Annotated in this window: 16 protein-coding genes; 13 read left to right on the plus strand and 3 right to left on the minus strand. The window is 72.6% G+C overall.

Translation table 11 applies throughout. The features are described 5' to 3' along the window. Positions 1-14 precede the first annotated feature (14 nt). Together H4O22_RS00405 and H4O22_RS00410 are read left to right on the plus strand one after the other, a co-directional pair. A complete protein-coding gene (locus H4O22_RS00405) occupies positions 15-1418 on the plus strand; it encodes an MFS transporter (RefSeq protein WP_244963048.1) in 1404 nt (467 codons plus the stop codon). A gap of 28 nt (positions 1419-1446) precedes the next feature. Further along, positions 1447-2700 carry a M15 family metallopeptidase gene (locus H4O22_RS00410; protein WP_182525174.1) on the plus strand — a complete coding sequence of 418 codons (1254 nt, stop codon included), beginning with the start codon at positions 1447-1449 and terminating at the stop codon, positions 2698-2700. A gap of 542 nt (positions 2701-3242) precedes the next feature. Here the strand turns inward: H4O22_RS00410 and H4O22_RS00415 are convergent. Then, positions 3243-4322, minus strand: a complete 1080-nt coding sequence (locus tag H4O22_RS00415) for an IS110 family RNA-guided transposase (RefSeq protein WP_182523629.1) — start codon at positions 4320-4322, stop codon at positions 3243-3245. A gap of 479 nt (positions 4323-4801) precedes the next feature. Here H4O22_RS00415 and H4O22_RS00420 point away from each other — a divergent pair, with 479 nt between their 5' ends. The 11 genes from H4O22_RS00420 to H4O22_RS00470 all read left to right on the plus strand — a co-directional run bounded on the left by H4O22_RS00420 (position 4802) and on the right by H4O22_RS00470 (position 16473). Further along, positions 4802-6055 (plus strand): HNH endonuclease signature motif containing protein, encoded by a 1254-nt coding sequence (locus H4O22_RS00420; RefSeq protein WP_182525175.1) that lies wholly within the window; start codon positions 4802-4804, stop codon positions 6053-6055. 171 nt (positions 6056-6226) lie between these two features. Further along, entirely contained in the window at positions 6227-6898 is a 672-nt protein-coding gene (locus H4O22_RS00425) for an MOSC domain-containing protein (protein ID WP_182525176.1), read from the plus strand. A 16-nt stretch (positions 6899-6914) separates the two neighbouring features. Beyond that, positions 6915-7880 carry an NADPH:quinone oxidoreductase family protein gene (locus H4O22_RS00430; RefSeq protein WP_182525177.1) on the plus strand — a complete coding sequence of 322 codons (966 nt, stop codon included), beginning with the start codon at positions 6915-6917 and terminating at the stop codon, positions 7878-7880. Between the two features lie 43 nt (positions 7881-7923). Further along, on the plus strand, positions 7924-8250 hold the full coding sequence (locus H4O22_RS00435) for a hypothetical protein (RefSeq protein WP_182525178.1): 327 nt from the start codon (positions 7924-7926) through the stop codon (positions 8248-8250). 49 nt (positions 8251-8299) lie between these two features. After that, a complete protein-coding gene (locus H4O22_RS00440; protein WP_280530174.1) occupies positions 8300-10261 on the plus strand; it encodes a M13 family metallopeptidase in 1962 nt (653 codons plus the stop codon). Next, entirely contained in the window at positions 10258-10644 is a 387-nt protein-coding gene (locus H4O22_RS00445) for a hypothetical protein (protein WP_182525179.1), read from the plus strand. Before H4O22_RS00440 ends, H4O22_RS00445 begins: the two co-directional genes overlap by 4 nt. Positions 10645-10654: 10 nt before the next feature. Further along, the gene (locus H4O22_RS00450; RefSeq protein WP_182525180.1) at positions 10655-11188 is read left to right on the plus strand and encodes a hypothetical protein; all 534 of its coding nucleotides are present in this window, start codon (positions 10655-10657) and stop codon (positions 11186-11188) included. 90 nt (positions 11189-11278) lie between these two features. Further along, the gene (locus tag H4O22_RS00455; protein WP_182525181.1) at positions 11279-13387 is read left to right on the plus strand and encodes a RecQ family ATP-dependent DNA helicase; all 2109 of its coding nucleotides are present in this window, start codon (positions 11279-11281) and stop codon (positions 13385-13387) included. 51 nt (positions 13388-13438) lie between these two features. Beyond that, on the plus strand, positions 13439-14500 hold the full coding sequence (locus H4O22_RS00460) for a hypothetical protein (protein ID WP_182525182.1): 1062 nt from the start codon (positions 13439-13441) through the stop codon (positions 14498-14500). Between the two features lie 9 nt (positions 14501-14509). Then, the gene (locus tag H4O22_RS00465) at positions 14510-15397 is read left to right on the plus strand and encodes an LLM class flavin-dependent oxidoreductase (RefSeq protein ID WP_182525183.1); all 888 of its coding nucleotides are present in this window, start codon (positions 14510-14512) and stop codon (positions 15395-15397) included. Between the two features lie 32 nt (positions 15398-15429). Further along, a complete protein-coding gene (locus tag H4O22_RS00470; RefSeq protein ID WP_182525184.1) occupies positions 15430-16473 on the plus strand; it encodes an NAD(P)H-dependent amine dehydrogenase family protein in 1044 nt (347 codons plus the stop codon). A gap of 72 nt (positions 16474-16545) precedes the next feature. Here the strand turns inward: H4O22_RS00470 and H4O22_RS00475 are convergent, their stop codons facing one another. Both H4O22_RS00475 and H4O22_RS00480 read right to left on the minus strand, forming a co-directional pair. Continuing rightward, a complete protein-coding gene (locus tag H4O22_RS00475; RefSeq protein ID WP_244963049.1) occupies positions 16546-18018 on the minus strand; it encodes a DHA2 family efflux MFS transporter permease subunit in 1473 nt (490 codons plus the stop codon). Positions 18019-18098: 80 nt separating this feature from the next. After that, positions 18099-18590: a glutathione peroxidase gene (locus H4O22_RS00480; RefSeq protein ID WP_182525185.1), complete on the minus strand. Its 492-nt coding sequence runs from the start codon at positions 18588-18590 to the stop codon at positions 18099-18101. Positions 18591-18592: the final 2 nt, after the last annotated feature.

The following is an 18592-nucleotide window of genomic DNA, read 5'->3' on the forward strand; positions in this document are numbered from 1 at the left end:
CTACCGTTCCAGACGTGTCTGGGGAGGCGGTCGCGGGCGCCGTACGGATGGGTACGCCGGGCGGCCGCGCCGTCGTCGTCGCCGCCGTCCTGGGCTCGGGGATGGCGATGCTCGACGGCACCGTCGTCAACGTCGCGCTGCGCACGATCGGCGAGGACCTCGACGCCAGCCTGGCCGAGCTGCAGTGGGTCACGAACGGCTACCTGCTCTCGCTCGCCAGCCTGATCCTCATCGGCGGCTCGCTCGGCGACCGGTTCGGCCGGCGGCGGGTCTTCGTCTGGGGCACCGTCGGCTTCGCGCTGGCCTCGCTGCTCTGCGGCCTCGCGCCCAACCCCGAGGTGCTGATCGCCGCCCGCGTCCTCCAGGGCGTCGGCGGTGCGCTGCTCACGCCCGGCAGCCTGGCGATGATCCAGGGCGCGTTCGTCCGCGAGGACCGGGCCGCCGCGATCGGCGCGTGGTCGGGGCTCGGCGGCATCGCGGCCGCGATCGGCCCGCTCCTGGGGGGCGGCCTGGTCGAGTACGCCAGCTGGCGCTGGATCTTCCTCATCAACCTGCCGCTCGCGGTGCTCACCGTCGTGATCGCGCGGCGGTCGGTGCCGGAGACCCGCGACCCGGACGCGTCCACGCACTTCGACCTCGCCGGCGCCGTGCTGGCCACCGCGGCGCTCGGCGGGACGACGTACGCGCTCATCCAGTGGGGTGGCCCGCTGGCGCCGTGGGCCGGCGTGCTCGCGGTGGTCGCCGGCGTCGGGTTCCTGGTCGCCGAGCGCCGCGACCCGGAGCCGATGCTGCGCCTGGGGATCTTCCGCGACCGCACCTTCAGCGCGGCCAACGCGATGACGTTCCTCGTGTACGGCGCGCTCGGGTCGATGCTGTTCTTCCTCACCCTGCAGCTGCAGACCGTCAGCGGCTACGGACCGCTCGCGGCCGGCCTCGCGAGCCTGCCGATCACGGTCTGCATGCTGTTCCTGGCCGCGAAGGGCGGCGAGCTCGGCGCGCGGATCGGGCCGCGGATCCCGATGACCGTCGGTCCCCTGGTGATGGGCGCGGGCACCCTGCTGCTGCTCGCGGTCGGCGAGGACGTGACGTACTGGCGCGACGTGCTGCCGGGCGTCACCGTCTTCGGGCTCGGCCTGGCGCTGATGGTCGCGCCGCTCACCGCGACCGTGCTCGCCGCCGCCCCCGACGAGCACGCCGGCATCGCCAGCGGCGTCAACAACGCGGTCGCCCGGGCCGGCACGCTGCTCGCCGTCGCGGCGCTGCCGGTGCTGGTGGGTCTCGGCGGCGACGAGTACGCCGACGGGGGCGCGTTCGACGCGGCGTACCGCTCCGCGACGATGATCTCCGCCGCCCTGCTGGTGCTCGGCGGTCTCCTCTCCTGGGTGACCATCCGGGACCGGGTGCTGCGCGAGGACTGACGATCTACCCTGACCCCGGGAGGAACACATGGGACTGCGGCCCGCACTGGGAGCAGCCGGGCTGACCGGCGTGCTCGTGCTGGCCGCTGCCTGCGGGACCGGGGGCGGCGAGCCCGCGACCGAGGCGTCGCCCAGCACGGCCGGCGGCTCCGCGGCGGCGTCGCCCTCGCCGTCGCCGCGTGATCCGGGGAAGGGCTCCTCGGGTGCGCCGGCCGCCGTACCGATCGCGGAGTACGCCGTCGACCCGCCCGGCCCGCGCAAGACGCCCCTGACGTACGCCGACATCCTGGTCACCGGCGCCGAGCCGATCAGCGACGAGATGCTCGCGGCGGTCCGCGCGCTGCCCAAGGTCAGCAGCGCCGAGCGGATCTCGCTGGCGCAGGTCAGCCTGGAGAACCGGCTGGTGAACGTCGCCGCGGTCCAGCCCGCGACGTACCGCAACTTCGCGGACGCCGGCAGCGCCGACACCCAGGTGGTCTGGGAGCGCGTCGCGGGCGGCGAGATCGCGGTCGACCCGAGCATCGAGAAGAAGCTGCCGGTCGACAAGAACGGCTTCCTCCGACTCGGCAGCGACAAGGACGCACCCCAGGCGCACGTCGGCGCGCTCGCCCCGCAGATCGAGGGCGCCGTCGACGCGGTCGTCAACGAGAAGTGGGCCGAGGAGCTCGACATGACCCTCGGCAACGCGCTGGTGGTCGCGACCACCGGCTACGCGCCGCAGAGCGTCGAGAAGCCGCTGGCGAAGGCGGTCGGCGAGGACCGGACGCTGCTGTTCGTCGACGCCGTCGCCCGCTACGGCCTGGACCCGGGCGTCCAGCAGACCGCCGTCGTCGTCGGCGCGACCGCCGACGCGGTCGGCACCTTCAGCTACACCGTGCTGGGCGGCGGGCGGATCGCGCCGGCGCCGGAGTGGGTGAGCAGCCACATCTCGACCGAGCCGGTGCCGATCCTCGGCATGGTCACCTGCAACAAGCTGATCTTCCCCCAGCTGCGCGCCGCGCTCCAGGAGATCACCGACCTCGGCCTGGCCGCGAAGATCAACCCCGAGGAGTACGCCGGGTGCTATTACCCGCGGTTCATCGCGGGCTCCACCACGCTCTCCAACCACTCCTTCGGCACCGCGCTCGACATGAACGTGCCCGGCAACGGCCGCGGCACCGTCGGCGAGATGGACCGCACCGTGGTCGCGGTGTTCAAGAAGTGGGGCTTCGCCTGGGGCGGCGACTGGAACTACACCGACCCCATGCACTTCGAGATGAACGCGCTCGTCGACCCACGCTGAAGCCCGGTGGTTGAGCAGCGAAGGCGCCCTGCGCGTTGCCGGTGGTTGAGCAGCGAAGGCGCTCTGCGCCTGAGTGTTGTCGAAACCCGGTGAGGGAAGGCAGGGCCTGGATCGAGGAGGTTGTACGTCGGCTGCGGGGGTCTCGACATCGGGACTTCGTCCCTGCTCGACCACCGGTCGCCGGGGACTGAGCGTTGTCGAAACCCGGTGAGGTGAGGCAGGGCGTCGGTTGAGGTGGTACGTCGGCTGCGGGGGGTCTCGACATCGGGACTTCGTCCCTGCTCGACCACCGGTTGCCGGTGGTTGAGCAGTGAAGGCGCTCTGCGCCTGAGTGTTGTCGAAACCCGGTGAGGAGGGCAGGGCCTCGATTGAGGTGCGCGGGGACGCTGCGGGGGTCTCGTCATCGGGACTTCGTCCCTGCTCGACCACCGGTCCTCCGGTGGTTGAGCAGCGAAGGCGCTCTGCGCCTGAGCGATGTCGAAACCCGGTGAGGGAAGGCAGGGCCTCGGTCGAGGTGGGCGGGGACGCTGCGGGGGACGCTCCTATGTTGCGTCAAGGGGTGATGGTGGGTTCTCGAGGCGTCGGTAGAGGTCGCGGGCGATGTAGCGCTTGAGGCATCGGCGGATCTCGCGGGGGTTCTTGCCTTCGGTGGCACGGCGGGCGGTGTAGTCGCGGGTGGGTTGGTGGCAGCGTTGCCGGGTGATGGCGATGGTGTGCAGGGCGCGGTTGAGTTGTCGGTCGCCGTGGCGGTTGAGGCGGTAGCGGTTGGTGGTTTGGCCGGAGTTGGCGGGGATGGGTGCGGCGCCGGCGAGCATCGCGAAGGCTGCTTCGGAGTGGATGCGGCCGGGGTGGGACCAGGCACACAGCACGATCGCGGCGGTGATCGGTCCGATCCCGGGTTGGTCGAGGAGGTCTGGGCGCCAGGACTTCACGATGGCGGTGATGGTCTTCTCGTAGTCGTCGGCCTCGGCCTGCAGGTGTTGGCTGCGGCGGGCCAGGGTCCGCAGTGTGGTCACGGTCGTGGTGGTCTCGAGGTCCCAGGTGGTGTGGGTGCGCATCGCGGCGGCGGTGCGGATCATCGTTTTCAGTTGCTGGCCTCGGAAGCGGCTCCGGATCTGTTCGGGGGCGGCGATGATCAGGGCGAACAGTTGCCGTTGCGCATCGCCGGCTGCCTGGATCGCTGAGCGTCGTGCGGTCACCAGGACGGCCAGGGCTTGGCGGTCGCCACCGGTGCGTGGGGTGCCGAGTCGGGGTCGGGCTAGGGCCTCGCGGGCGGCGCGGATCGCGTCGAGGGGGTCGGACTTCGCGCCGTTGCGGCGCTTGGCCCGCACGGGCCGGTCGAGCTCGATGACGACCTCGCTGCGCTCGCTGAGGACCCGGGTCAGGCCGGCGCCGTGGCTGCCGGTTCCCTCGATCGCCCAGGCACGCAGCGCGGCGTGACGCTCGGTGAACTCGATGAGCTCGGCGTAGCCCTCGCAGGTGGCCTCGACGGTGATCTCACCGAGCACTCCACCGGTACGGGCATCGACGACGGCAGCCGAGTGGGTGTGCACGTGGGTGTCGACGCCGATGACGACGTCGACTACCTCCCGCAGGTCGATCGAGTCAGTCAGACTGGTCATGCGTTCTCTCCTTGCCGGGACGGGGACGTGGTTCCGGTCCGGGACGGAGAATCGGCAGGACTGTGATGAGACACGTCGGGCGCCGCTAACGCCAGGCGGTCAAGCTCCTGATCAGGCCAGCTCCTCCGACCTGGGCCGGGGCCGACGACCACGAGCGGACAAGTCCCGAGGAAGGCACCTCTAAGTCCCCAAGGACTCGCAGGGCCAGTCTCGACAGGGGTCACGCCCGCGGCCGTCGTACCCACAGCCCATCAGTGATCAGGGCTGCAAGGAAAGACTCACAGTCTCGACAACGCTCGTCGCTGGCGCTCCTAGCTGCTCGACCACCGGTACTGAAAGCGCTGCTGGGGCGGTGTCCACAGCTGCGATCCGTGACTGTGGAGGGGTGTCGGTTTTCGTGATCGAGTCGTGATCTGAGGGCCCTGTGGAGACCCCGTTCAGACCCCGGAAGTGTCGGTGGTGGCGGCTTGAATGGAGCCATGTCAGCAGCCACCGTCGCAGGGGTCCACCCGGTCACCGGGCTGGTCGCGCGCACCGCTGACAACGTCGCCGCGATGCGCGATGCGTGGCTGGTCTCGATGGACGCCGCCGCAGCCGGGCAGGCGTTGGTGGAGCTGGACCGGTTGCAGTCCGAGATCACCGAGCTCCAGGCCCGGGTCGCGGTCCGCGCCCAACAGGCCGGCACCGCCGACCAGAGCGGCGCCACCTCGATGGCGAACTGGTTGGCGGTCACCACCCGGCAGTCCCGCACTTCGACCCACCGGTTCATGCGGCTGGCCGAATCCCTCGACCGGGGGACCTTTGAGCCGGTCCGGGTCGCGCTCTCCGAAGGACGGGTCAATCCCGACCAGGCCCTCGTGATTACTGACGCCGTCGACGCCCTCCCCGACGACATCGAGGCCGAGACCCGCGCCCGTGCCGTTGAGGTGCTGCTCGCCGAAGCCGCCCACCACGATCCCGTCGCGTTACGCCGCCTCGGCAAGCGACTCCTCGACGTGATTGCCCCCGAGATCGGCGAGGCCCACGAGGCCAAGGTGATCGAGGCCGAGGAGGAGCGCGCTCGGGCGCACACCCGGTTGACGATGACCGACGACGGCCATGGGATCACCTACGGGCGGTTCCAGCTCCCCACCGCCCAGGCCCAGATGCTCAAGAAGGCCCTGCACGCCATCGCCGCCCCGAAAGCCCAGACCGCGGCCCACGGGTCGCTCCCGGAGCGGCGACCCGGCCCGGAGCGCCTCGGACAGGCGTTCTGCGAGCTGATCGAACGCATCCCGGCCGGGGTGCTGCCCGAAGCCGGCGGGGTCAACGCCACCGCCGTGGTCCTGATGGGCCTCGAGACGTTCCGCGGCGGACACGGGGTCGCACACCTCGACACCGGGGCGACCATCAGCGCCGGCCAAGCCCGCCGGCTCGCGTGTGAGGCCGGGATCATCCCCGCCGTGCTCGGCGGACCCAGCCAGGTCCTCGACCTGGGCCGGACCCGCCGGTTCCACACCAAGACCCAACGCATCGCGCTTGCGATCAGGGACGGTGGGTGCACCGCCGAGGGCTGCGACTGGCCACCGGGCATGTGCCATGCCCACCACGACCCGGCCTGGTGCCAAGGCGGGGTCACCGACATCGACCACGCCAGGTTGTTGTGTCCCAAGCACCACGCCCGGGCTCACGATCCGGCGTACGCCAGCACCTGTCGTCCCGACGGCAAGATCAGCTTCCACCGACGGACGTAGGCCGGCGTGGTGGGTGGGCTGCGGGGGTCTCGACAACGCTCGTCGCTGGCGCTCCTCGCTGCTCGACCACCGGGGGACGGGGCGCTCCTCGCTGCTCGACCACCGGGGGCGGGGCGCTCCTCGCTGCTCGACCACCGGCGGGTGCGTGGGTGGCGGGGCTACCGTCGAGACATGCGGGTCGTCGAGCTTCTGCGGTTCCCGGTCAAGTCGCTGCGCGGCGAGGCCCTGGAGCGCGCCGCGATCGACGGCCGCGGCGTGGTCGGTGACCGACAGTGGGCGGTGCGGGACGCCGACGGCAAGCTCGGCAGCGGCAAGTCGACGAAACGGTTCCGCAAGATGGACGGGCTGCTCGACCTCGCGGCGGCGTACGACGGGGCCGCTGGGACGGACGGGCCGGTGATCTCCTTCCCCGACGGCCGGTCCTGGCGCGCGCCCGACCCGGCGCTCGACGCGGCGATGAGCGACCACGTGGGCCGGCCGGTCGTGGTGGCGCGGGAGAGCGACGTCCCCCACCACGACGAGGGGCCGCTGCACCTGGTCACCACCGCCACGCTCGCGGCACTCGGCGCCGACGGGGCGCTGCTGCGCGCCAACCTGGTGGTGGACGTCCCCGGCCTGGAGGCGTTCGCGGAGGACGACTGGACGGGGCGGCGGCTCACCGTCGGCGACGGGCTGGTGCTCGCCGTGCGCGAGCCGATGGAGCGCTGCGTGATGGTCGGCCGGACCGTGCTGCACGAGGTGACCGCGCGCAACGACCGGTGCGCCGGGCTCGTGGTGGACGTGGTCGAGCCGGGCGAGGTCGCGGTCGGCGACGCCGTGCTGCCGGACGCCGCGCGCACCTGATCGGTAGCCTGCGCGCATGCGAGCCGCCCAGGTCATCACGCCCACCGGTCCCCGCGACGTCGAGGTCCGCGACGTCCCCGAGCCGGAGGCCGGCGCCGGCCAGGTGCTGGTCGAGGTGCACAGCGTCGGCATCTCCTTCCCCGACCTGCTGCTGAGCAAGGGCGAGTACCAGCTCAAGCCCGAGCCGCCGTTCACCCTCGGCGTCGACTTCGCCGGCGTCGTGCTCTCCGGGGAGGGCTTCGCGCCCGGTCAGCGGGTCTGCGGCGTCGGCGGCTGGGGCGGTGCGGCCGAGGTGGTCGCGAGCCCGGCCGACTTCACCTTCGCGCTCCCCGACGCCACGTCGTACGACGAGGGCGCGGCGCTGCCGATGAACTACCTGACCGCCGACTTCGCCCTGTACGAGCGCGCCGGGCTGCGCGAGGGGGAGACCGTGCTGGTGCACGGCGCCGCCGGCGGCGTCGGCACCGCCTCCATCCAGGTCGCCCGGGGGATGGGCGCGCGCGTGATCGCGGTCGTCAGCACCGAGGAGAAGGCCCGGGTCGCCAAGGACGCGGGCGCCGACGAGGCCGTGCTGCTCGACGGGTTCAAGGACGCCGCGATGGAGCTCACCGGCGGGACGGGCGTGGACGTGGTGGTCGACGTCGTCGGCGGGGACGCGTTCACCGACTCGCTGCGCGCGCTGGCCCCGCAGGGCCGGCTGCTGGTGGTCGGCTTCGCCGCCGGGCAGGGCATCCCGCAGGTCAAGGTGAACCGGCTGCTGCTCAACAACGTCGACGTCCGCGGCGTCGGCTGGGGCGCCTACGCGATGGCGCGGCCGGGCTACATGCAGGAGCAGTGGCAGCGGCTGGTCCCGATGCTGGAGTCCGGCGTGGTCGCGCCCCCGATCGGCGCGACGTACCCGCTCGAGGAGTTCGGCCGCGCGCTGGTCGACATGGAGGAGCGGCGCACGCTCGGCAAGTCGGTCGTGCGGGTCCGCCCCTGAACCCGTGACGTGGGACTCACCGGGCACCCGGCAGGATGACCCCATGAGCACCCACGACCACGAGCACGACCACGCCGACCGCGACGACGCCGACCTGGCCCGCAAGGCGGGACACATCATCCTCGACGGCATCACCGCCGCCGACGTCGAGAACGAGGACGCGATGGAGATCGCGTTCGGCCGGCTGCTCGAGATCGAGGCCATCGAGGTCACGATGGACGAGGACGAGGGGGAGCTCGAGCTCGACATCTCCCCGCTGATGAACGGCGTGCTGCTCGTCGTCGGCCAGCTGGTCTCCGAGCTCGCCCAGCGCGACGGCACCAGCACCGAGGACGTGCTGGCCCAGATCCGCACCCGCATCGACGGCTGAGACGCGGCGCGGGGCGCCGGCCCTGGGGCGGTGTCCTAGGGTCGGTCCCGTGACGATCCTCGACGACGCCCGCGAGGGCATGGACCCCGACATCCGCCCGCAGGACGACCTGTTCGGCCACGTCAACGGCCGGTGGCTGGAGCAGACCGAGATCCCGAGCGACCGCTCCAGCTGGGGGCCGTTCGTCCAGCTGGCCGACGTCGCCGAGTCCCAGGTGCGCGACATCATCGAGTCTCTGGCGGCCGGGGTCTCGACAAGCTCGACCACCGAGGGCGACTCGAGCGACGACGCGCGCAAGATCGGCGACCTGTTCGCCTCGTTCATGGACACCGAGGCGATCGACCGCCTGGGGTTGCGGCCGGTGCGGCCGCTGATCGACGCGGTCGACGGGCTGCGCGACGTACGCGACCTGGCGGCGTTCCTCGGCGAGTTCGAGCGGGTCGGCGGGCACGGCCTGTTCGGGTCCTACGTCGACACCGACGACCGGAAGTCCGACCGCTACCTCTTCCACCTCGTCCAGGGCGGGCTCGGCCTGCCGGACGAGTCGTACTACCGCGACGAGAAGTTCGCCGAGGTCCGCGAGAAGTACGTCGCCTACCTGACCCGGCTGCTCGCGCTCGCCGAGCACCCCGACCCGGCCGCCGCGGCCGCGACGGTCCTCGCGATCGACACCCGGCTCGCCGCCGGCCACTGGGAGCGCGCGGAGACCCGCGACGTCCAGAAGACCTACAACCTGATGACGCTCGCGGAGCTCAAGGAGCTGTGCCCGGCGTTCGACTGGGACGCCTACGTCACCAACCTCGGCGGCGACGACCAGACCGTCGCGGAGTCCTGCGTCCGGCAGCCGTCGTACCTCGGCCACCTCTCGACGGTGCTCGAGGAGGTGCCGCTCGAGGACTGGAAGCAGTGGATGCTCGTCCACGTGCTGCGCTCGGCCGCGCCGTACCTCACCGACGACTTCGTCGAGACCAACTTCGACTTCTACGGCCGCACCCTCAACGGCACCCCCGAGCTGCGGGCCCGCTGGAAGCGCGGCGTGGCCCTGGTCGAGGGCGCGATCGGCGAGGCGGTCGGCAAGGAGTACGTCGCGCGGCACTTCCCGCCGACGTCCAAGGCGCTGATGGACGACCTCGTCGACCACCTGCTCGAGGCCTACCGTGAGTCGATCGCGGCGCTGGACTGGATGACCGAGGAGACCAAGGCGCGGGCCTACGAGAAGCTCGAGACCTTCCGGCCCAAGATCGGCTACCCCGAGAAGTTCCGCGACTACTCCGGCCTGCAGGTCAGCGCGCACGACCTGCTCGGCAACGTGGCGGCGGCGTCGGCGTTCGAGACCGACCGGCAGCTGGCCAAGATCGGCAGCCCGGTCGACCGCGACGAGTGGTTCATGCTCCCGCAGACCGTCAACGCCTACTACAACCCGGGCACCAACGAGATCTGCTTCCCGGCCGGGATCCTGCAGAAGCCGTTCTTCAGCCCCGACGCCCTGCCGGCGGAGAACTACGGCGGCATCGGCGCGGTCATCGGCCACGAGATCGGCCACGGCTTCGACGACCAGGGCGCGCAGTACGACGGCGACGGCAACCTCAACGACTGGTGGACGCCCGAGGACAAGGCGGCCTTCGAGGTGCGGTCCAAGGCGCTGATCGAGCAGTACGACGGGTTCTCGCCGCGCAGCCTCCCCGGCGAGAAGGTCAACGGGTCGCTGACCGTCGGCGAGAACATCGGCGACCTCGGCGGGCTGACCATCGCGCACCGCGCGTTCCTGATCTCGCAGGGCGGCGACGCCTCGGTCGAGGACCGGCGCCGGCTGTTCATGAACTGGAGCTACGTGTGGCGCACCAAGCGCCGCCCGGAGCAGGAGCGGCAGTACCTCACCATCGACCCGCACTCGCCGCCGGAGTTCCGCGCCAACATCGCGCGCAACCTCGACGAGTTCCACGACGTGTTCGGGACCGCCCCCGGCGACGGGATGTGGCTCGACCCCGAGCAGCGCGTGCGGATCTGGTGACCGGGCTGCCGCTGCGCGGCCGTGACGTCGCGCTGGCCGCGGCGACGGGGGCGCTGGCGCTGGTGGACCCGGTGGCCTGCACCGGCCGGCGGCTGCTGGCCTACCGCCTGGCCATGGCGGCGCTCGTCACCGCGGGCACCTACGACGCCCTCGAGGACCCCGGGCTCGAGCTCTCGCCCCGCACCCGGGTGGGCGTGGCGCTGGCCGCCGGCGGCGGAGCGCTGGCGACGATGGGGCCTGCCGTACGACTCGACGCCCGGATGCAGCGCTGGCTCGCCGCGCACGGCGTACCGGTCCCGCGGTGGGTGCTGGCCGCCTTCGCCACCGGGTCCTTCCTGCTCTCCGCGGTCGCCGAGAATCGGGGCCGCTTGGAAGCGGTGTAATCATGTAAGCATGATGACAACCGAAGCGCTGGAGCGGGTGCGGGGCTGGTTCGCCGGCCGCCTGCCCGAGACCTGGACGACGACCCCCGCGGTCGTCACCGTCGACCGTGAGGAGATCACGGTCCTGCTGACCCTGCCCGACGTGCACGCGCCCGAGGGCGCCTCGGCCGCCGAGGTGGCCGAGACCCGGGCGGGCCGCGCGAAGGCCTTCCGCGAGGAGACCCGCGAGGACCGGATACGGATCGCGCGCGAGGCCGAGCACCGCTACGACCGGAAGGTCTCCTGGGGCGTCCGGATCGGCGAGGGCGAGGAGGAGCACCGCGAGCTGTGGACGCACGTCTCCGCGCCCGTGATGACCCGGCTGCGGCAGCCCGAGCGAGGGGTCCTCGACACCCTGGTCGAGGCCGGGGTGGCCCGGTCGCGCTCCGACGCGCTGGGGTGGTGCGTGCGCCTGGTCGGGCAGCACGAGGGGGACTGGCTCGCCGAGCTGCGGACCGCCATGGAGCAGGTCGCCGACGTGCGCGCCCAGGGGCCGGGCGCCTGACAGGCGGCCCGCGACGGCCCGAGTGCCGCGTTCCACAGCCGCCGACCGCTGCTGCACGCGCTGTCCGGGGTCGCTGGTAGACAGGGCGTCATGACCAGCCCCGCGGACACCGCGACCGACGTACGCCGTCAGGCCGAGGCCCACCTGCGCGCGCTGGTGGGCCGGGACGACGCCGTGCTCCGCGAGGACCAGTGGGCCGCGATCGAGGCGCTCGCGGTGCACCGCCGCCGGTCGCTGGTGGTGCAGCGCACCGGGTGGGGCAAGTCGGCGGTCTACTTCGTGGCCACGCTGCTGCTGCGCGCGGGCGGCGCCGGGCCGACGGTGATCGTCAGCCCGCTGCTGGCCCTGATGCGCAACCAGATCGCGGCCGCCGAGCGCGCCGGCATCCGGGCGGTCACCATCAACTCCACCAACATCGAGGACTGGCAGCCCACCCACGAGGCGATCCGCGCCGGCGAGGTCGACGTCCTGCTGGTCAGCCCCGAGCGGCTCAACAACCCCGGCTTCCGCGACGAGGTGCTGCCCGAGCTGGCGGCCACCTGCGGGCTGCTGGTGGTCGACGAGGCGCACTGCATCTCCGACTGGGGCCACGACTTCCGGCCCGACTACCGCCGGATCCGCACCCTGCTGGGCGACCTGCCCGAGGGCATCCCGGTGCTCGCGACGACGGCGACCGCCAACAGCCGGGTCACCGCCGACGTCGCCGAGCAGCTCGGCAGCACCGGCTCCCTGGGCGACGTGCTGGTGCTCCGCGGCTCGCTCGACCGCGAGTCGCTGCGGCTCGGCGTCGTCCGGCTGCGCACCGCCGAGCAGCGGCTGGCCTGGCTCGCCGACCACCTCGCCGAGCAGCCCGGCTCCGGCATCGTCTACTGCCTCACCGTCGCCGCCACCCAGGAGATCGCCGACTACCTCCGCTCCCGCGGCCACGACGTCGCGGCGTACTCCGGCCAGACCGAGCAGACCGAGCGGCTGGCCCGCGAGGCCGACCTCGCCGCCGGCCGGGTCAAGGCGCTGATCGCGACGTCCGCGCTCGGCATGGGCTTCGACGCGACGCTGGGGTTCGTGGTCAACATGGGCGCCCCGAGCTCGCCGGTCGCCTACTACCAGCAGGTCGGCCGTGCCGGCCGCGGCACCGACGAGGCGGTCGTGGTGCTGCTGCCCGCCCCCGAGGACCGCGACATCTGGGCCTACTTCGCCTCGCTCGCCTTCCCCCGCGAGGAGCTGGTCCGCCAGACCCTCGAGGTGCTCGCCGGCGAGGGCCGGCCGATGAGCACCGCCGCGCTGGAGGCGCACGTCGACCTCAGCCGCAACCGGCTCGAGACGATGCTCAAGGTCCTCGACGTCGACGGCGCCGTACGCCGGGTGCGCGGCGGGTGGGAGTCGACCGGGGAGCCGTGGGCCTACGACGCCGAGCGCTACCAGCGGGTGGCCGAGGCCCGCGAGCGCGAGCAGCAGGCGATGCTCGACTACCTCGACACCGACCGGTGCCGGATGCGGTTCCTGCGCGACCAGCTCGACGACCCCGACGCGGCCGACTGCGGCCGCTGCGACAACTGCGGCGGGCTCCAGCTGTCCACCTCGGTGTCGTCCTCGGCGGTCGAGGAGGCCGGCGCGCGGCTCGCGCGCCCCGGCGTACCCCTGGAGCCGCGCAAGATGTGGCCGACCGCGCTGGCCGGTCTCGGCATCGACTGGAAGGGCCGGATCAAGGAGCCCGCGGCCGAGGGTCGGGTCGTGGCCCGGCTGACCGACCTCGGGTACGGCCAGGCGCTGCGCGACCTGTTCCGGCCGGGGGTCGAGGACGGGCCGGTCCCGGTGCCGCTGGTCAAGGCGGTCGTCGAGGTGCTCGGCGACTGGCAGCCCCGCGTCGACGGGATCGTGCACGTCGAGTCCGCCTCCCGGCCGACGCTGGTCGCCGACCTGGCCGCCGGGCTCTCGCGCTACCTCGGGGTCCCGCTCCTCGGGACCTTCGCGATCGCCGACCCCGACGTGCTCCCCGGCCAGGGGCAGGCCAACTCCGCGCAGCGGGTCGCGGCCGTCGGACGCCGCTTCGACCTGCACGCCGACGTCCCGGCCGGCGCGTCGGTGCTGCTGGTCGACGACCTGGTCGTCACCGGCTGGACCCTCACCGTCGCCGCCCGCGCGCTGCGGGCCGCGGGTGCCGGCGACGTGCTCCCGCTCGCCCTCGCCTCCCAGGCCTGACGCGGAGCGGCGGGACCGGCCGGACGCCGGGGCTGCCCTAGAGTCCGCGCCATGAGCCACCAACCCGCCGGTCCCCCGGTCCCTCGTCCCGCCGCGCCGCTCGACCTGCTCCGTGCCGGCGTCGGGCTCGGGGTCGCCCTGCTCGCGACGGCCGTGGTGCTCTCGACCCTCTACGCCCGGTTCGACGACGAGCTCGACTGGTCCAACTACCTCGTGGGGATCGCGGCGACCCTCGGGCTGCTCGGAGTCGCCGCAGCGGCGTTTCTGCTGGCCCGCGACCAGGACGCGAGCACGGACCTGGTGACCTGGCCGGGGGCGTTCGGTGCCGCCGGCGTCGGCCTGATGGTCGCGGTGGCGCTCGACGACAGCGGCGCGACGGTCTACCTCGCCGGGCTGGCCACTCTCGCGCTGTGCGCGGCCGGTCTCTGGCTGACCCGCCGGGGGCCGTTCGTGGTGGTCGGCGTGCTGGCGCTGTTCGCGGTCTACCTGCAGCTGATGGACGACGTGCTCGACCTGGGCGACGGGGACGACATCGGCGGCATCAAGATCGCGCTGGCCCTGACCTTCTTCGCGGTCGCCGTCACCGCCGCCGGGTGGCTGCTCCCCGCGACCCGGGTGCTCAGCGCCCTGGTCGCCGGCGGCATCACCGTCGCCGGCTTCGCCGTGCTGACCGGGGTGCTGGCGATCAGCAGCGCGCTCACCGCGGTGTTCGGCTCGTTGTCGGCCGGGTTCGACGAGGGCCCGGTCGAGGTCCCGGCCACCGACGGGTTCTCCGACGACGGCTGGACCATCCTGGTGCTGGCGTTCCTGCTCGTGCTCGGCTGGACGGCCCTCGCGGCGCTGACCCGCCACGTCGGCTTCCGGCTGCTCGTGGTCGCGATGGCCGTCACGGTCACCCCGATCGCGACCCGGGTCCTGCTCGTCGACCACCCCACCTGGTGGGGCGTCGTCCTCGGTGCCGTCGGCGGCGCCGTCCTCGTCGCGGTCGGCCTGCGCGCCAAGAAGTCCGCCGACTCGGCGCGAATGTCCGGCTTCTCCACAGGACAGCCTGTGCAGAACCCGGACACAGGCGCCGACTCGGCGGGTGGGGGTGCCGGCTACCCGACGGCCTAGGCTCGCGGCATGCGCGTCGGACTCACCCTGCTCACCGACCAGCCCTGGGCCGAGGCCGCGCCGCGGTGGCGGGCCACCGAGGAGCTGGGGTTCGACCACGCCTGGACCTACGACCACCTCACCTGGGGCGGGCTGCCGGACTCGCCGTGGGCCGGCGCGACGCCGGTCCTCGGCGCGGCCGCGGCGATCACGTCGCGGATCGGCCTCGGGACCCTGGTCTCGGCGCCGAACTTCCGGCACCCCTACCAGCTGTTCCGTGACGCGCAGGCGCTCGAGGACGTCTCCGGCGGGCGGTTCCTGCTCGGCGTCGGCACCGGCGGCGACCTCGACTCCCGCCTGCTGGGCACCGACGAGATGGGCGTCCGGGACCGAGTGGACCGGTTCCAGGAGTTCGTCGGGGTGCTCCGGGCGCTGCGCGACGGCGACCACGTGACCACCGAGGGTCGCTGGTTCTCCACCGCCGACGCCCGGACCCTCCCGGGGCTCGGGCGCACGCCGTACCTCGTCGCGGCCAACGGCCCCCGCTCGCTGCGGTTCGCCGCCCGGCACGGCGACGGCTGGGTGACCACCGGGCCGTACGCCGCCGCGTCGTTCGCGGCGTGGGCCGCCGGGCTCGCGGAGTCGGTGGAGACCTTCGAGACCGCGCTCGCCGACGCGGGGCGCAACCCCGCGACCGTGCCGCGCTACGTGCTCACCGACGACACGCCGCAGCCGTCGCGCCCGGGCCGCTTCGCGCTCTCGAGCGTCGGGTTCTTCGAGGAGGTCGCGGGGCGGGTCGGCGAGCTCGGGTTCACCGACCTGGTGACGCACTGGCCGCGCGCGGAGGCGCCGTACGCCGGGGACGTCGCGGTGCTCGAGGCCGTCGCGGCCGACGTGCTGCCGCGGCTGCAGGGGTAGACGCGCAACTGCAACACGTTCTACTTTGCGCCATGACCCGACCCCTGCGCGTGATCCAGTGGACGACCGGCAACATCGGGCGACGCTCGCTGCACGCGATCCTCGCCCGTCCCGACCTCGAGCTCGTCGGCGTCTACGCCCACGGCGCGGACAAGGTCGGCCGCGACGCCGCCGAGCTGTGCGGCTGGCCGGAGCCGACGGGGGTCACGGCGACCTCCGACGTCGCCGCGCTGCTCGCCCTCGGCGCCGACGCCTGCTGCTACAACCCGCTCTGGCCCGACCTCGACGAGCTCTGCGCGCTGCTCGAGGCCGGGGTGAACGTCTGCACGAGCGCCGCGTGGATCACCGGCGGCAAGCAGTCGCCCGAGGACCTCGACCGGGTGCGCGCCGCGTGCGAGCGGGGCGGGGCGACGATCTTCGGCAGCGGCGCCCACCCCGGGATGACGAACCTGGTCGGCATGGTGCTCAGCGGCTCCTGCGAGCGGGTCGACGAGATCCGGATCACCGAGTCGGTCGACTGCTCGACGTACGAGTCGGCGGGCACCCAGACCGCGATGGGGTTCTCGCAGCGGCCGGACACCCCCGGCCTCGCCGAGAGCGTGCGCCGGGAGTCGGAGGTGTTCGCCGAGTCGGCGGCGATGATGGCCGACGCGCTCGGGGTGACCCTGGACCGGATGACCTTCGACGTGACCTTCACCGAGGCCACCGGCGACACCGACCTGGGCTTCATGACGATCCCGGCCGGCACGGTCGGCGGCGTGATGGGCTACCACCGCGGCTGGGTGGGCGACCGCAACGTGGTCAGCGTCGGGTTCAACTGGACCATGGGCGACCACGTCGTACCGCCCAAGCCGCTCGCGCACGGGCACGTGATCCAGGTCTTCGGGCTCCCCAACATGCGCACGGTCATCCACTGCCTGCCCCCGGCGGACTGGACCGAGGAGGGCTTCATGGGGCTCGGGATGATCTACACGGCGATGCCGGTCACCAACGCGGTGCCGTACGTCGTGGCCGCGCCGCCCGGCATCGTGACGCTGAAGGACCTGCCGCCGGTCACCGGACGCCTCGCGCTGTAGCTGTGGAAAAACCCCGCCGAGTCGGCGCACATGTGCGCCGACTCGACGGGGTTCTCCCCAGGCTGAGCTCGGTCAGTGACCGGCGAGCAGGGTCGGGTCGATGTCGTGCTCGGCCTTCTTGCGGGGCAGGAAGAACGCCGGGATCAGCACGAGCAGCACCATCAGGGTGCCGACCCAGAAGACGCTGCTGAACACGCCGGCCAGGTCGCCGACGGGGTCGGCCGGGCCGATGTCGTTCTTGACGCCGTTGGTGAGCAGCACCGAGAAGATCGCGGTGCCGATCGAGGCCGCGACCTGCTGGATGATGTTCATCAGCGTCGAGCCGCGGGCGATGGTGTGCGCGCGCAGCGTCTGCAGCGCGGCCGACATGATCGGCATCATCGTGGCGCCCATGCCGAGGCCCTGGATGAACAGCGCGAGGCCGAGGAACCAGTACGACGTGCTGTCGTCGAGGGTGGCGTAGAGGCCCAGCCCGATGGTGAGGACGGCGACGCCGGCCATCACGATCTTGCCGGGGCCGATCTTGTCGCTGAGCACGCCGGCGATCGGCATGGTGATCATCGCGCCGATGCCCTGCGGGGCGAGCAGCAGGCCGGCCATCATCGCGGACTCGCCGCGCACGCCCTGGTAGTACTGCGGGAACAGCAGGCTGGCGCCGAAGAACGCGATCGCGAACAGCGTCATCGCGATGACCGCGAAGGTCAGGGTGCGGTTGGCGAAGAGGCGCAGGTCGACCAGCGGGTGGATGTTGCGCCGGCTCAGCGCCCACGGCACGAACGCGGCGATCAGGGCCAGGCCGACGAGCGCGGGCAGCAGCACCTTGGTGGCCGCGATGGTGCCGGTCTCGGGGATCGAGGAGATGCCGTACAGGAACAGCGCGAGGCCGGGGGAGAGCAGGATCATGCCGAGCCAGTCGAAGGACTCCGAGGGGGTCGGGTCGTCGGAGGGCAGGACCTTGTAGGAGTAGACGAGGGCGAGCGCGCCGATCGGGACGTTGATCAGGAAGATCCAGTGCCACGAGGCGTTGTCGATCAGGGCGCCACCGAGGATCGGGCCGGCGATCGGGCCGAGCAGCATCGGGATGCCCATCACGGCCATCACGCGGCCGATCCGCTCCGGGCCGGCGGCCCGGGTCAGGATCGTCATGCCGAGCGGCACCAGCATGCCGCCGCCGAAGCCCTGGAGCACGCGGAAGGCGACCAGCATCTCCAGCGAGGTGGCCACGGCACACAGCGCCGAGCCCGCGGCGAAGAGCACGATGGCCGCGAGGTAGAGCCGCTTGGTGCCGAAGCGGTCGGAGGCCCAGCCGGTCAGCGGGATCACGCTCGCCAGGGCGAGCGTGTAGGCGGTCATCGTCCAGGCGACCTGGGCCGTCGACGCGTCGAACTCGCGCTCGAAGGTCCTCAGGGCGACCGAGACCACCGTGATGTCGAGGATCGACATGATCGCGCCGAGCACCACCACGCCGGCGACCAGCAGGGTGTGCCGGTCGAGCTTGTCGGGGACGGGCGGTTCGGGGCGTTCGGTCTCGGGAGCACTAGTCACTTCACGAGGTTAGGTTCGGCTCCTATCCCGCGCACCTCCTCGCGCCGGTTCTGGACGTGGGATCCGTCACCCCCCGTTGGTCAGGGGGTGGTCAGCGAGCGGACCGCGTCGACGAGGGTGGGGTCGGTGGGCTCGACGCCGGGGCTGAACCGGGCGACGACGGTGCCGTCGGAGGCGAGCAGGAACTTCTCGAAGTTCCACTGGACGTCGCCGGTCTCGCCCTTCTCGTTCGGGACGTCGACCAGGCCGCGGTAGAGCTCGTGGCGGCCCTCGCCGTTCACCTCGACCTTCTCGGTCATGGGGAAGGTGACGCCGTACGTCGCGGAGCAGAACTCGGCGATCTCCTCGGAGCTGCCCGGCTCCTGGCCCAGGAACTGGTTGCACGGCACGCCGACGACGGTGAACCCCGCCTCGGCGTACTTCTCGTGGAGCTGCTCCAGCCCGGCGTACTGGGGGGTGAGGCCGCACTTGCTGGCGACGTTGACCACCAGGGCCGGCCGGCCGCCGGTGATCTCGCGGAGGGTGGCCGGCGTGCCGTCGAGGCGGGCGATCGGGGCGTCGAGGATGCTCATGG

Origin of the sequence: Nocardioides dongkuii, from assembly GCF_014127485.1 — a bacterium.
Taxonomy (GTDB): domain Bacteria; phylum Actinomycetota; class Actinomycetes; order Propionibacteriales; family Nocardioidaceae; genus Nocardioides; species Nocardioides dongkuii.